The sequence below is a fragment of the Stella humosa genome, assembly GCF_006738645.1.
Taxonomy (GTDB): domain Bacteria; phylum Pseudomonadota; class Alphaproteobacteria; order ATCC43930; family Allostellaceae; genus Allostella; species Allostella humosa.
The window spans coordinates 260001-273815 of record NZ_AP019700.1 but is presented as its reverse complement, the minus strand read 5'-3'; the positions used below and the strand labels follow the sequence as shown (position 1 = coordinate 273815).

The 13815-nt window shown below is 71.0% G+C and carries 11 protein-coding genes and 1 tRNA gene (1 of these 12 cut by a window edge); 5 read left to right on the top strand and 7 right to left on the bottom strand.

Annotated features, from left to right (window positions below):
• Nucleotides 1-32: 32 nt before the first annotated feature.
• The 5 genes from STVA_RS01310 to STVA_RS01290 all read right to left on the bottom strand — a co-directional run bounded on the left by STVA_RS01310 (nt 33) and on the right by STVA_RS01290 (nt 5019).
• Nucleotides 33-1322, bottom strand: a complete 1290-nt coding sequence (locus STVA_RS01310; protein ID WP_123687659.1) for a TRAP transporter large permease — start codon at nt 1320-1322, stop codon at nt 33-35.
• Complete coding sequence (locus STVA_RS01305) at nt 1319-1840, bottom strand: TRAP transporter small permease (RefSeq protein WP_123687658.1); 522 nt, start codon at nt 1838-1840, stop codon at nt 1319-1321. The genes STVA_RS01310 and STVA_RS01305 overlap by 4 nt, the downstream gene beginning before the upstream one ends.
• 85 nt (nt 1841-1925) lie before the next feature.
• The gene (locus STVA_RS01300; RefSeq protein ID WP_123687707.1) at nt 1926-2948 is read right to left on the bottom strand and encodes a DctP family TRAP transporter solute-binding subunit; all 1023 of its coding nucleotides are present in this window, start codon (nt 2946-2948) and stop codon (nt 1926-1928) included.
• A 35-nt stretch (nt 2949-2983) separates the two neighbouring features.
• On the bottom strand, nt 2984-3952 hold the full coding sequence (locus tag STVA_RS01295; protein WP_123687657.1) for an alpha-ketoacid dehydrogenase subunit beta: 969 nt from the start codon (nt 3950-3952) through the stop codon (nt 2984-2986).
• A complete protein-coding gene (locus STVA_RS01290) occupies nt 3949-5019 on the bottom strand; it encodes a thiamine pyrophosphate-dependent dehydrogenase E1 component subunit alpha (protein WP_245978108.1) in 1071 nt (356 codons plus the stop codon). The genes STVA_RS01295 and STVA_RS01290 overlap by 4 nt, the downstream gene beginning before the upstream one ends.
• A gap of 144 nt (nt 5020-5163) precedes the next feature.
• Here STVA_RS01290 and STVA_RS01285 point away from each other — a divergent pair, with 144 nt between their 5' ends.
• From STVA_RS01285 to STVA_RS01275, 3 genes are all read left to right on the top strand, one after another.
• Nucleotides 5164-5997, top strand: coding sequence for a hypothetical protein (locus tag STVA_RS01285; RefSeq protein ID WP_123687656.1), 834 nt, complete (start codon nt 5164-5166; stop codon nt 5995-5997).
• Nucleotides 5998-6006: 9 nt separating this feature from the next.
• On the top strand, nt 6007-7752 hold the full coding sequence (locus tag STVA_RS01280; protein WP_179955429.1) for a thiamine pyrophosphate-binding protein: 1746 nt from the start codon (nt 6007-6009) through the stop codon (nt 7750-7752).
• A 231-nt stretch (nt 7753-7983) separates the two neighbouring features.
• Entirely contained in the window at nt 7984-11058 is a 3075-nt protein-coding gene (locus STVA_RS01275) for an ATP-binding protein (protein ID WP_123687655.1), read from the top strand.
• Nucleotides 11059-11085: 27 nt separating this feature from the next.
• Here the strand turns inward: STVA_RS01275 and STVA_RS01270 are convergent, their stop codons facing one another.
• Nucleotides 11086-12000 (bottom strand): SMP-30/gluconolactonase/LRE family protein, encoded by a 915-nt coding sequence (locus tag STVA_RS01270; protein ID WP_123687654.1) that lies wholly within the window; start codon nt 11998-12000, stop codon nt 11086-11088.
• Between the two features lie 80 nt (nt 12001-12080).
• Here STVA_RS01270 and STVA_RS01265 point away from each other — a divergent pair, with 80 nt between their 5' ends.
• Nucleotides 12081-12563 (top strand): MerR family transcriptional regulator, encoded by a 483-nt coding sequence (locus STVA_RS01265; RefSeq protein ID WP_245978107.1) that lies wholly within the window; start codon nt 12081-12083, stop codon nt 12561-12563.
• A gap of 106 nt (nt 12564-12669) precedes the next feature.
• Entirely contained in the window at nt 12670-13692 is a 1023-nt protein-coding gene (locus tag STVA_RS01260) for an NADP-dependent oxidoreductase (RefSeq protein WP_123687653.1), read from the top strand.
• A 109-nt stretch (nt 13693-13801) separates the two neighbouring features.
• On the opposite strand, the gene STVA_RS01255 is transcribed toward STVA_RS01260, so the two are convergent.
• Nucleotides 13802-13815 (bottom strand) — tRNA-Met (locus STVA_RS01255); it runs 63 nt beyond the window's last position.

The following is a 13815-nucleotide window of genomic DNA, read 5'->3' as shown; positions in this document are numbered from 1 at the left end:
GTTCTCCGGGGCGGGATTTCTGAGAGGGGAATCTAGAGGTAGCCCAGCACGCGGGGCAGCCACAAGGCAAGCTCGGGGAAGGCGATGACGAGGCCCAGCGCAACGAACATGGCGACGATCATCCAGCCGACCCAGCGCACGGTCGATTCGATCGGCACCTGGGCGATGCGGCAGGACACCATCAGGTTGACCGCCATCGGCGGGGTGAACTGGCCGATCGCCACCTTCATCGTCAGCAGCACGCCGAACCACACCAGGTCCCAGCCATAATGCTGGGCGATGGGGATCAGCAGCGGCAGCAGGATGAGGAAGGTGGAGACGCCGTCCAGGAACATGCCGATCACCACCAGCATGGCGATCAGCAGCACCAGCACCCCATACTGCCCCATACCCATGCCGAGGATGGATTTGACGATCGGGTCGATGACGCCCAGCGTGTTGGCGGCCCAGGCGAAGACGCTGGCCAGCGCCACGACGATCAGGATCACGGCCGAGATCTCGGCCGCCTCCACCAGCATCTCGTAGATGTCGCGCCAGGCGATGCTGCGATAGATGACGATGCCGACGAAGAGGCCATAGATAACGGCCATCACGGCGGCCTCGGTCGGCGTGAACCAGCCGCTGCGCATGCCGCCCAGGATGACCACCGGCGCCATCAGGCCCCAGATCGCCTCCTTGAAGCTCTGCCACACGCGCGGCAGCGGGGTGCCGTCGTCGTGGGTCCCGAAGCCGTGCCGCCGCGACATCCAGACGACGGGGATGATGAGTGCCAGCCCGGCCAGGACGCCGGGGATCATGCCAGCGGCGAAGAGGGCCGGCACCGTCGCGCTCGGCACCAACACGCTATAGATGATGAAAGCGATCGAGGGCGGGATCAGGATGTCGGTCGCCGCCGCCGCACCGACGACGCTGGCCGAGAAGGCGGGCGGGTAGCCGGCCCGGCCCATTGCGCCGATCATGACGCCGCCGACGGCCGCGGCATTGGCCGGACCAGAGCCCGAGATGCCGCCCAGGAACATGGCGACGACGATCGTGACCACCGCCAGCATGCCGGCACCCCGGCCGACCAGCGCGGTCGCGAAGCGCACCAGCCGCTCGGCCACGCCGGAGCGGTCGAAGATGGCGCCCGCCAGCACGAACATGGGGATCGCCAGCAGGGGATACTTGGCGATGCCGGTATAGACGTTGGTCGGCATCGCCATGACGCCGAGGTCGGCCGTCCAGATGGCAAGGAACCCGGCCAGACCGAGCGCCACGGCGATCGGCGTGCCCAGGACCAGCATCGCCCCGAAGGCACCGAAGAGCAGCAGGCCCGCGGTCATCGGCCGCGCCCCACGCGCCAGGCCCGGCCAACGGCGCGGCCGGCGACCGCCGCCGACAGCACCGGCAGCCAGACGGTGTAGATCCATTGCGGCACGCCCAGCCCGGGCGAAGTGACCTCGAAGCGATAGTCGTCCCAGGTCATACGCCAGCCGAGCCAGGCCAGGATGGCGAAGGTGACGGCCACGATCGCCAGCACCAGCACCTCGACCCCGCGCCGCCGACGCGGCAGGAAGCGCTCGACGAAATAGCCGATACGGATGTGCCGGTCGCCCGCCACCGCCACGCCCGCCCCCAGCAGGGTCATGATGACCATGAGGCTGATCGAGTATTCCTCGGTGAAGGCGAACGAGATGTTGGTGAGGTAGCGGACCGCGACATTGCCGAAGGTGATGAGGCACATGGCCGCCATGGCCGCGGCCATCAGCGCCTCTTCGATGCGGATCGGCACGCGCGGGCGGCCGGCGCTCTGGCGCGGGTCGGCCGATACCGGCCCGGTGATGATGGGCTGCTCAGCCATGGCTGTAGCCTTCGGGAAACGGGCCTGCTGGAGAAGGCCCCGCGGCCGGATGGCCGCGGGGGGAATCGGACTAGCGCTTGGCGACCTAGCGCTTGGCGATCGACTCTTCGGCCGTCTTCACCAGGTCGGGGCCGATCTGCTTGGACCACTTCTCGTAGACGGGCTTGGTCGCCGCCTGGAACGCCTTGAACTCGGCATCCGACAGGCGGGTGATGGTGACGCCCAGGCCCTCGATCTCCTTCAGGACGCTGTCGTCGCCGGCAACGATGCCCTTGCGGGCGGCCACGACGTTTTCCTTGGCCGCCTGCTCGGCCGCCTCGCGCACGATCTTCTGGTCGGCCGGCGTCCAGCTTGCCCACACCGTCTTGTTGACGACGAAGATCAGCGGGTCGGCGACATAGCCCCACAGCGTCACGTACTTCTGGCCGACGGTGTGCAGCTTGGCGACGGTGAAGATGGTGAGCGGGTTCTCCTGCCCGTCGACCGCGCCGGTCGACAGCGCCGGCTGGGCATCGGCCCAGCTCATCTGCGTCGGGTTGGCGCCCAGGGCCGAGAAGGTGTCGTTGAAGAGCGGCGAGCCCACGACCCGCAGCTTCAGGCCCTTCATGTCGTCGGGCGTGCGGATCGCGCGCTTGGAGTTGCTGACCTCGCGGAAGCCGTTCTCGCCCCAGGCCAGCGGCTCCACGTCGCGCGCGGCCAGCAGCTCGAAGATCTTCTTGCCGACCGGGCCCTGGGTCAGGGCGTCGATGGCCTTGTGATCGGGCATCAGGAACGGCATCGAGAAGAGGTTCAGTTCCTTGATCTGCGGCGACCAGTTGATGGTCGAGCCGATCGCCATGTCGATCGTGCCCTGGCGCAGTGCGGTGAATTCCTTGGTCTGGTCGCCGCCGACCAGGCTGGTGCCGGGATACATCTTGATGTTGATGCGGCCCTGCGTGCGCTCGCGCACGAGGTCGCCCCAGCGCTCGCCGGCATTTCCCCAGGGGAACGGCTTGCCGACGACGGTGGAGAGCTTGTATTCGGCCTTGTAGGACTGGGCCAGGGCGGCACCCGCGGTGACCGACATGGCCAGGGCGCCGGCCGCGGCAAAGAGCCATCTGCGCGACATATTCATGGTTGCTTCCTCCCGGGTTTATTAGCCGTTCATACCATCCGGCGGGCTGCGTCCGCCACCTGGGCCGCGGTGATGCGGCTGGTCTCCTCCAGCACCGGCGCGTAGGCGACCGGAATGCGCGGCGCGCCCAGCCGGCGCACCGGCGCCTTCAGGCGGCCGAACAGCTCCTCGCCCACGGTGGCCGCGATCTCGCCGCCGAAGCCGCCGGCCTGCACGGCCTCGTGCACGACCAGGCAGCGGCCGGTGCGGGCGACCGAATCCAGCACCATCGCGCGGTCCCACGGCCACAGCGTGCGCAGGTCGATGACCTCGATCGACGGCACGTCCGGCAGCGCGGCGGCCGCCATGGCGACATCGACCATGCGCGACCAGGTGACGATGGTGAGGTCGCTGCCGGCCTGCACCAGGCGCCCGTGCCCCAGCGGCACCAAGCCGCCCTCCGCATCGACAGGGACATGGCCCACCGCCGGCCACAGGTCCTTGTGCTCCATGTAGACGACCGGGTCGTCGCAGCGGATGGCCGACTTCAGCAGGCCGTAATTGTCCGCCGGCGTCGCGGGCGCCACCACGACCAGACCCGGGATGTGGGCGTACCAGGCCTCCAGCGACTGCGAATGCTGGGCGGCCGAAGACCGCCACATGCCGATCGGCTGGCGCACGACGAGCGGTACGCGGCCCTGGCCGCCGAACATGTAGCGGGCCTTGGCCGCCTGGTTGACCAGTTCGTCGACGGCACAGAGCGCGAAGTCCGAGAAGCGCATCTCGACCACCGGCCGGCTGCCGACCAGGGCCGCCCCCACCGCCGCACCCATGATCGTCGCTTCCGAGATCGGCGTGTCGGCGATGCGCGCCGGGCCGAACTCGTCGACCAGGCCGCGATACTGGCCGAAGACGCCGCCGCGGCCCAGATCCTCGCCCAGGGCCCAGACGCGGCCGTCGCGCCGCATCTCCTCGGCCAGCGCCGTGCGGCCGGCGTCGAGATAGGTCAGCTCGGTCATCGCCCCCCCCCGGCCGGCGCCATGTCGACATCCTGGACATCGGTCCAGGCATAGGATGGATCGGGATGGGGCGCGGCCAGCCCGTCGGCCACGGCGGCCGCGGCTTCCGCCACCGCATCGGCGCGGACCTGGTCGAGTTCGGCCGCACTCAGCCCATGCAGGGCCAGCAGATCGCGGCAGCGGCGGATCGGATCGTCGCCCCAGCGCTCCTCGACCTCGGCCGCCGGGCGATAGGTGGCCGCATCGGCCGCCGTGTGGCCGCGCAGGCGATAGGTGGTGGCGTGCAGGAACTGCGGCCCGCCGCCGCCGCGCACCCGGGCCACCAGGTCGGCCGTCACCGCGTCGACCGCGACCACGTCGTTGCCGTCGACCGGCGTGCAGGGTACGCCCAGGCTCTCCGCGCGCGCGCCCGGCCCCGGGCCGGCCGTGACCGCGCGGGTCCGCGTCGTCGCCGCGAAGCCGTTGTCCTCGCACACGAAGAGGACCGGCAGGTCGAAGACCTTGGCCCAGTTCAGCCCCTCCAGGAACGGCCCGCGGTTGATGGCGCCATCGCCGAAGAAGCAGGCGACGATGCGCCGATCGCCCGCCAGCTTCATGGCGTGCGCCGCGCCGACCGCGATCGGGATGCCGGCGCCGACGACGCCGTTGGCCCCCAGCATGCCGACCTGGAAGTCGGCGATGTGCATCGAGCCGCCCTTGCCCTGGCAATAGCCGGTGGCGCGCGCGAACAGCTCGGCCATCATTGCCGTCATGTCGGCGCCCTTTGCCAGGGTATGGCCATGGCCGCGATGGTTGCTGGTGATGAAGTCGCCGCGGTCGAGGTTGACGCAGACGCCCGACGCCACGCCTTCCTGCCCGATCGACAGGTGGACCGCGCCCTTGATGTGGCCGTCCTTCAGCGCCTGGTCGGCCGCCTCCTCGAAGGCGCGGATGCGCGCCATGGTGCGGTAGTGGCCGAGGACGCGGGAGCGGTCGATGTTCGCCCGGTCAGCGTTGGCCTTGGCGATGGTCGCCGTGGCGGCGTTGACGCGCGGTTGCCCCGGCCGGTCGGCTGGCGATGCCGGCATGTCCCCCCCTTGCTTCCTTGCGGCAGGCAGCGTGTCCGCGGCCAGGCGGCGCAACGCCCGCTTGCACTTTGCCGTTCGGCCACTTATCAGCCATTGACACTCGGTCGGCAAGCCGGATCGTCGGCGCCGGGGGCGGAGAAATCGATGGAACTGCAGACCCAAACATCACCGATTTTTGCCCTGGACAGCGTCACGCAGGCTGACGAGCGCTGCGTCGGGCTGGTGCTGATCGCGGCCTCCCACGGGGGCGTCTATTCGGGCTACCTGGCGGCCAAGGCGAAGGTGCGGGCGGCCGTGTTCAACGATGCCGGGGTGGGCCTGGACCAGGCCGGCATCGGCGGGCTCGCCTATCTGGAGGCGCTGGGCGTGCCGGCGGCTGCCGTTTACCACTCGTCCTGCCGCATCGGCGACGCGCGCGACATGGTCGACCGCGGCCTCGTCAGCCATGCCAATGCGCCGGCCCGCCAGCTTGGCTGCGTTCCCGGCATCAAGCTGCGCGACGCCGCCGCCCGGCTGGTCGCCGCCCTGTCGCCGCCCGACACCGCCCCGCCGGCCACGGCCGAGAACCGCTTCCTGCTGCGCGACAACGCCGCCGGGCCCAATGTCTGGGGCCTCGATTCCGCGTCCCTGGTACAGCCGGAGGATGCCGGCCACATCGTCGTCACCGGGTCCCATGGCGGGCTGATGGGCGGCGATGCCACGCTGGCGCTGAAGGCCGATGCGCTGGCCGCCGTCTTCAACGATGCCGGCCTCGGCATCGACAATGCCGGCGTCGGCCGCCTGCGGGCGCTGAACCAGCGCGGCATCGCGGCCGTGACCGTCAGCCACATGAGCGCGCGCATCGGTGACGCCCGCTCGGCCTGGCAGACGGGCCGCCTGTCCTACGCCAACCAGGCCGCCGCCACGGCCGGCGCCCAGCGCGAGATGACCGTGGCAGAATTCTGCGAGCGCGTGCTCGCGCAGCACCAGAAGGGTTGAGCCCGACCGATGACCGAAGGCGCGAACGTGCCCGCGGGCCGCATGAATGGCGGCCGGGCGATGGCGGAAATGCTGCGACTGGCCGAGGTTGGCCCGATGTTCGGCATGGGCGGCTTTCAGCTGCTGCCCTTCTATGACGCGCTCCACCAGCTTGGGCTGCGCCATTTCCTGATCAACGACGAGCGCAACGGCGCGTTCGCGGCCGACGCCTATGCCCGGGTGACCAACCGCCCCGGCGTCTGCGACGGCACGCTCGGCCCCGGCGCCACCAACCTGGTGACCGGGCTGGTCGAATCGCTGAATGCCGGCACGCCGATGGTGGCGATCGCCGGCGATTCGCACCGCGCGCATTCCTGGAAGAACATGACCCAGGAATGCCGCCAGGTGGACATCCTGCGCCCGGCCGTGAAGGAACTGATCCGCGTCGAGCTGACGAGCCGCCTGCCCGAGATGATGCGCCGCGCCTTTGCCGTGGCGACCGCCGGCCGGCCCGGCCCGGTGCTGCTGGACGTGCCCGAGGACGTGTGCCACGGCGAGCACGACTTCACCGCCGAGGACTTCTACATCCCGGAAGAGACCCTGACGGCACCCTCCCGCCGCACCCGGCCCGCCCAGGACGCGATCGCCCGCGCGGTCGCCCTGCTGGCCCGCGCCAAGCGCCCGCTGCTGCTGGTGGGCGGCGGTGTCCACCTGTCGGCCGGCCAGGCCGCCCTGCAGCGACTGGCCGAGAGCTGCGGCATTCCCGTCGCCCATACCATGAGCGGCAAGGGTTCGATCGCCTGCACCCATCCGCTGTCGGTCGGCCTGTTCGGGCGCTATTCGCGCATCGCCAACGACCTGATCGCCGCGTCCGACTGCCTGCTGGTGGTGGGCTGCAAGCTGGGCGAGATCGCGACCCGGCGCTATGCGCTGATGCCGGCCGGCGTGCCGATGATCCACCTCGACATCGTCGCCGAGGAGATCGGCCGCCACCAGCGCACCCACGTCGCCCTGTGGGGCGATGCCGCCGCCGGCCTCGACGACCTGACGGCAGCACTGGCGGACGACGCCGCCCGGCTGAGGCGCGAGCGCCAGGACTATCTGGCCGAGATCCCCGTGCGCATGGCCAAGTGGCGCGAGGAGGCATCGCCGCGACTGCAATCGACCGAAAGGCCGATCAACATGGCCCGCCTGTGCCAGGGGCTGAACAACGTCATGCCGGCCGAGAGCATCGTCGTCGCCGATGGCGGCTTCGCGGCCCATTGGACGGGCCTGATCTACGACACCAAGGCGGCCGGCCGGCACTACATCGCCGACCGCGGCTTGGCCTCGATCGGCTACGGCCTGCCGGGCGGCATGGGTGCGGCGCTGGCAGCACCAGGCAAGCCGGTCGTCGCCGTCACCGGCGATGGCGGCTTCAACATGGGCCTGGGCGAGCTGGAGACCGCGCGCCGCTGCGGCGCCAACCTGACCGTGGTGGTCGTGAACAATGCCGCGTCGGGTTACGTGAAGGCGCTGCAGCACGCCATGTACGGCCGCCGCTACCAGTCGAGCGACCTGGTGGAGATGAACTACGCCGCCATCGCCGAGCAGATGGGCTGCCGCGGTATCCGGGTCGAGGACCCGGCCGCCGTAGACGGCGCGCTGGCGGCCGGCATCGCCGAGAACGACCGGCCGACGGTGATCGACGTGGTGGTGACGCGCGACCCGGGCCAGATGCTACCCGGGGTCGACAACCGGGCCGTCGAGATCAAGAAGGGCGACCGCGTCGCGTGACACGGGTCGGGTGACGGGAGCCGGGCCGCGGCATCGCATTTGGCGAAAGCCGCGGCCCTGCCATAGAATACCGGCCCATCGGGGCAGAAATCGGCGCTTCCGGTCGCAGCGCCGGGCTGCCGCGTGCGAACGGGGCCGACACGCGCACATGACGATCCATTCCCTGGCAACGCCACCCGCAAGGGGGCAACCGCGGCCGCCGCGTTCGGCCGCCGCGGGGGCGAGCGCGCCATGAACGACCAGGCCCGGGCGGCTTCCGCGCTGCATGCGCCGGAGACGATCCAGTCGTTCGGCTTCCTCCTCGCCTTCCGCCGCGCCGACCTGACGCTCGAGCGCTGTTCGGCCAATGCCGCCCGTCTGCTGCATCGCCCCCTGGCGGAACTGGCCGGCCTGGCCATAGACGCGGTGCTGACGCCCGCCATCGCGGCCCTGATCCGGGCGACGGCGCCCGCCCCATCGGGCAGCACGCTGCTACGCGAGCGCCTGGCCGGCGCGGACGGCCACGGGTATTCGATCACGTTCTTCCTCACCCCCGACCATCTCGTCGTCGAACTGGAGCAGGCCGACGACAGCTCGGACGATTCCTACGAGCTGATGTGCCGCACCCAGGCCGGGATCGAGGTGCTGCGCAACATCGCCGACCCGGCGGTGATGATGGCCAAGATCGCCCAGGTCTTCCACGACATCACCGGCTACGACCGGGTGCTGCTGTTCCGCTTCGATCGCGACTGGAACCGGGATGTCGTGGCCGAGGAACGCTCGCCGGCCGCGATCGGGCAGTTCCTGGGGCTGCGCGTACGCGCCGACGCCCTGCCGGCGGTCGCCCGTACCCTCTACCAGCGCGCCGGGGCCCGGCTGATCCCCGACATCCGGGAAGCCGACGTGGCGATCGTCACCCTGGCTGGCCGCAGCACCGGCTGGTCGCCGCTCGACCTGTCCGCATCCGGCCTGCGCTCGACCTCGCGCGAGCACACCGACCACCTGACGCGCCTGGGCGTGCGCGCCAGCCTGACCATGGCGATCGAGGTGGCCGGCAGCCTGTGGGGCATGGTCACCGCCCACCACTACCAGCCCCGACCGCTGTCGGCGCTGCGCCGGGCCGCCTGCCGGCTGCTGGCCACGTCGATCGCGGCCCCCTTGGCCGCGCTGGAGGAGATCGCCGATTCCAACGCCCGCACCGGCCGGACGATGGCAATCGCGCGGGCGGCGGGACAGGCCCTGGAGCAGGCGGACGGCGGCGACCGGGCGCTGGCGGATTTCGCGCGCATGCTGGTCGAGGTCGGCGAGGCGACCGGCGTGCTGATCCGGGCCGGGAAGACAGAGGCCACGGCCGGCACCCTGCCCGGCCGCGCGATGCTGGACCGCATCGTGGCGCTGGCCGCGACGGACGGCGACAGCGGGGTCTTCACGGCCGAATCCCTGTCCGCCCTGGACCCCGGCCTGGGGGCGGTGCGCGACATCGCCAGCGGCGCGGTCGCCGTCGACCTGCCGGTGGCCGGCGGCGGCATCGTGCTGCTGCTGCGCGGCGAGATCGCCGAGGACATCGTCTGGGCCACGGACCCATCGCGCCCCTATTCCGACTCCGGCCCGGCCTGGGCCGTGGCGGTGCAGGCGCGCGACGACCCGGAGGCGGCCGGCGCCAGCGAAGGCGGCCCGCGCATCGAGCGCAGCCGGGGCATCGCGCGGGCATGGCCCGACCGGCTTGTTCCCCTCATCCCGGTCACCCGCCAGGCCGTCCTCGACATCTGCCGCATGGCGATCGAGCGTGAGGCGCTGGCCGCCATCCGTCGGCGCGAGGCCGAGCTTCGCACGATCTATGACAGCGTCGACGAGGGCATCGCGCTGGTGGCGCCGGACGGCCGGGTGCTGCGCTGCAACCAGCAGTTCCTGGGCCTGCTGACGATCGACGGCGAGGCCAGCGCCGACCAGGATATCGATGCGCTGATCGAGGTGACCGAGCCTGCCGGCATCGCGCGCCTGCTCGACATCGGCCGCGGCAAGGGTCGCGCGCGCCTGGCGGCCAAGGCCGGCCAGCCGATCGAGATCTGCGCCATCGCGACCGGCCGCCGGCCCGACGGCCCCTACACCGTCGTCGTGCGCGACATCTCGCAGCGCGAGCGGTTCGAGGGCGAGCTGGTGCGGGCGCGCGAGGCCGCCGAGCGCGCCAACGGCGCCAAGGACGAGTTCCTGGCCAACATGAGCCACGAGCTGCGCACGCCGCTGACAGCCGTTCTGGGTTACATCGACCTGCTCGACCAGCAGCTACGCGACCCGACGCAGCGCAAGTGGATCGAGACCATCCGCCGCTCGGGCTGGAGCCTGCTGCGCATCCTGTCCGACATCGTCGACTTCGCGCGCATCGACGCGGGCGAGATCCGCCTGGAGTTCGGCGTGCTCGACCCGGTCGGCAAGGTGCAGTCCATCGTCGACCTGTTCCGACCGACGATGGACGAGAAGGGCGTGCGGGCCGAGGTCAAGGTCGCCGCGGGCGTGCCGCGGGCCGTCATCGGCGATGCTGCCCGCCTGCGCCAGATCCTGGGCAACCTCGTCGGCAATGCGGTGAAATTCACGCGCGAGGGCACGATCACCATTGCGATCGCGGCCGGGAGCATGGATGGCGACGGCCAGATCCCGCTCGAATTCACCGTGTCCGACACCGGCATCGGGATCGCCGCGGAGAATCTGGGGGCGCTGTTCGACCGCTTCTCGCAGGCCGACAGCAGTTCGACGCGGTCCTATGGCGGGGTCGGGCTGGGGCTGGCGATCGCACGCGGCCTGGCCCAGCGCATGGGCGGCACGGTCGAGGCCGAGAGCGCCGGGCTCGGCCACGGGGCATGCTTCCGGCTGCGGCTGCCGGTGCGTTCGGCCACCCGGGCGACCGGCACGCCGCCCGGCCCGGCCACGCCGCGGCCCAGCGCCCGCGGCCGGGTCCTCATCATTGAGGACGACCAGGTGAACCAGGAACTGCTGGCCGAGATGACCCGCATCCTGGGCTTCGTGCCGCAGATCGCCGCAACCGGCGAGCAGGGCGTCGAGGCCGCGGCTGGCGATGCGGGCCTGATGGCCCTGCTGGTCGATGTCAGCCTGCCCGGCATCGACGGGCTGGAGGCGATCCGGCGCATCCGCGCGCTGGACTCCGCGGTGGCCCGCGTGCCGATCATCTGCGTGACGGCGCTGGCGTCGGAGCGGGACCGGACGGAGGCGCTGGCTGCGGGGGCCGACGACTACCTGACCAAGCCGGTGCGGCTGGCCGACCTGCGGTCGACGCTCGAACGCGCGGCCGCCGCCGGCGCGCGTTCGGGCTGATCGTCCGGACCTAACCGGCGCCGTCGGTCACGCGTGCGAATAGAGGCCGAGGCCGGCGACGGGCAGGTCGGCCTTCAGGATCTGGCCGCTCTCGCTTTCCGTGACATAGAGCGTCCGCCGGTCGGCGCCGCCGAAGGCGAGGTTGGTGGTGCCGTGGCCGGCGCAGCTATCGACCCGCCATTCCGGCTCGCCCGTCGGGCCGAAGAGCCACACCGCCCCCAGCCCGACATGGCAGACGGCGACCCCGCCCGAGGCCAGCACGGCGATGCCGTCCGGCCCGACGCCGCCCGATAGCTGCAGGAAGTTGCCGACCTTGGACGGGAACCCGTCCGGCATCAGCGGCATCCGCCACACGGCATTGGCCCGGGTGACCGCGATGTAAAGGGTCTTCTCGTCCGGCGAAAGGGCGATGCCGTTCGGGCTCGGTACCCGGTCGGTCAGGCATTCCAGCCGGCCGGCGGCGGTCAGGCGATAGACCCGGCCGGTCGGGTCGTGTAGGCCGGTCTGGCCCTGGTCGGTGAAGTAGAGATCGCCGTTGCCGGCGAAGACGAGGTCGTTGGGGCCGCGGAAACGCTCGGAATGGCGGCGCGGCATGACCGGCTCGACGGTGCCCGACCGCGGATCGAGGCGCAGGATGCCGTTCTTGTAGTCGGCCAGGAAGATACGGCCGTCGCGGTCGATCTTCAGGCCGTTCGGCTCGCCGTCATATTCGGCGATCAGCTCGAACTCGCCCGCCGGCGACACGCGCAGGATCCGGCCATTGGGGATGTCGGTCACCCACAGGTTCCCGTCGCGATCGAAGGACGGCCCTTCCAGGAAGCAATCGGCATGCAGGCCGCCGCGGTTGGCATCCGCCCAGTCCGTGCGCCGCGCCCGGCGCAGGCGGTCGGGCACGCGGGCAAAGACGGTGGTGGCGATGCGCTGGGGCGGGGCGAACAGCATGGCGGGCTCCGGGCGGTCGGGTGGGCTGGCCGGCCACCATAGCGCTTCGCCCGGACCGCCCGCCGCTATAGTTTCGCCCGATGACAACCGCCCAGATTTCCCTGGATTTCGCCCGTGTCGACCCGCCGGTCGAGGACATGCCGATCGGCACGCTGGCCGAGCGGACCGGCTGCAAGGTGCAGACGATCCGCTGGTACGAGCAGACCGGCATGCTGCCGCCGGCGCTGCGATCCGCCGGCAACCAGCGCCGCTACGGCACCGCCCACCTGCATCGGCTGGGCTTCATCCGCCATGCCCGCGAGCTGGGCTTTCCACTGGAGGAAATCCGGGATCTGCTCGGGCTGGCCGATGCGCCGGACCAGCCGGCGGCCGACATCCGCGCCGCGGCCGCCAGCCATCGAGCCACGGTGCGCAGCCGGATCGAGCGCCTGGCAGCCCTGGAACGAGAGTTGGACCGCATGATCGCCGCGGTCGATGCCGGCCAGACGACGGACTGCCGGATCATCGACGCACTCGCCGGCCACGCCCACGGCCACGCGCTGGCCGCCGACCGGGGCGACTAGCCCGGCCGCGTAGGCGGCCGCACGATTGGCCGCCGGCCGCAAGACAGCTATCCTGCTGCTACGAAGCTATTTTCGCCGCACTATCAAATAGATAGAAAGACCGCCGATGACTTCCGAAATGAACCAGCGCATTCTCCTCGCCAGCCGCCCGGAAGGTCGGCCGGCGTTGGAGAACTTCAAGATCGAGACGGTGCCGGTGGCCGAGCCCGGCGAGGGCGAGGTCCTCCTGAAGATCCTCTATCTGTCGCTCGACCCCTACATGCGGGGCCGAATGAGCAACGCCCGGTCCTACGCCCAGCCGGTCGCGATCGGCGACGTCATGGAGGGCGGAACGGTCGGCCGGGTCGTGCGCTCGCGCCATGCGGGCTTCGCCGAGGGCGACATCGTGCTTTCCCATTCCGGATGGCAGAGCTACGCGGTGGCGCGCGGCGACCACCTCCGCAAGCTCGACCCGGCGGCGGCCCCCATATCGACGGCGCTGGGTGTGCTGGGCATGCCGGGCTTCACCGCCTATTCCGGCCTGCTCACCATCGGCCAGCCCAAGCCCGGCGAGACCGTCGTCGTCGCCGCCGCGAGCGGCGCGGTCGGCTCGGCGGTGGGGCAGATTGCCAAGATCAAGGGTGCGCGCGCCGTCGGTATCGCCGGCGGACCCGAGAAATGTGCCTTTGCACGCAATGAACTGGGCTTCGATGCGGTGATCGACCACCGTGCGCCGGACATAGCGGCCCAGCTCGCCGCGGCCTGCCCCGGCGGCATCGACGTCTATTTCGAGAATGTCGGCGGCGACATCTTCGCCGCCGTGTTCCCGCTCCTCAACAAGTTCGCCCGCATCCCCGTCTGCGGCCTCATCGCCCAGTACAACGACACCGGCCCGCGGCCGGCACCCGATCGCCTGCCGGGCTTCATGCGCGAGGTCCTGAGCCGTAGCCTGCTGATCCGCGGCTTCATCCAGCGCGAGTTCGCCGATCAGCGGCCGGCTTTCTACGAGGAGATGGCGGCCTGGATCGCATCCGGCCAGGTCCGCTACAGGGAGGACATCGTCGACGGGCTGGAATCCGCGCCCGAGGCCTTCTTCGGCCTGCTCGAGGGGCGGAACTTCGGCAAGCTGGTGATCCGCGTCGCCGAGTGAGGCTCAGTGGGGCGGTTGGTGGAGGGCTGGCCGAAAGGCCGGGCCCTCGCCGTCCTGATCCAGACAGCGCAACGCCCGCCTCTTGTGAGAGACGGGCGTGTGATGTCGTTGGTTGCGGGGAGA

Excerpts from the sequence above, each read along its gene's own strand:
- STVA_RS01310 (WP_123687659.1), bottom strand. The coding sequence starts at position 1,322 with ATGACCGCGGGCCTGCTGCTCTTCGGTGCCTTCGGGGCGATGCTGGTC.
- STVA_RS01305 (WP_123687658.1), bottom strand. The coding sequence starts at position 1,840 with ATGGCTGAGCAGCCCATCATCACCGGGCCGGTATCGGCCGACCCGCGC.
- STVA_RS01300 (WP_123687707.1), bottom strand. The coding sequence starts at position 2,948 with ATGTCGCGCAGATGGCTCTTTGCCGCGGCCGGCGCCCTGGCCATGTCG.
- STVA_RS01295 (WP_123687657.1), bottom strand. The coding sequence starts at position 3,952 with ATGACCGAGCTGACCTATCTCGACGCCGGCCGCACGGCGCTGGCCGAG.
- STVA_RS01290 (WP_245978108.1), bottom strand. The coding sequence starts at position 5,019 with ATGCCGGCATCGCCAGCCGACCGGCCGGGGCAACCGCGCGTCAACGCC.
- STVA_RS01285 (WP_123687656.1), top strand. The coding sequence starts at position 5,164 with ATGGAACTGCAGACCCAAACATCACCGATTTTTGCCCTGGACAGCGTC.
- STVA_RS01280 (WP_179955429.1), top strand. The coding sequence starts at position 6,007 with ATGACCGAAGGCGCGAACGTGCCCGCGGGCCGCATGAATGGCGGCCGG.
- STVA_RS01275 (WP_123687655.1), top strand. The coding sequence starts at position 7,984 with ATGAACGACCAGGCCCGGGCGGCTTCCGCGCTGCATGCGCCGGAGACG.
- STVA_RS01270 (WP_123687654.1), bottom strand. The coding sequence starts at position 12,000 with ATGCTGTTCGCCCCGCCCCAGCGCATCGCCACCACCGTCTTTGCCCGC.
- STVA_RS01265 (WP_245978107.1), top strand. The coding sequence starts at position 12,081 with ATGACAACCGCCCAGATTTCCCTGGATTTCGCCCGTGTCGACCCGCCG.
- STVA_RS01260 (WP_123687653.1), top strand. The coding sequence starts at position 12,670 with ATGACTTCCGAAATGAACCAGCGCATTCTCCTCGCCAGCCGCCCGGAA.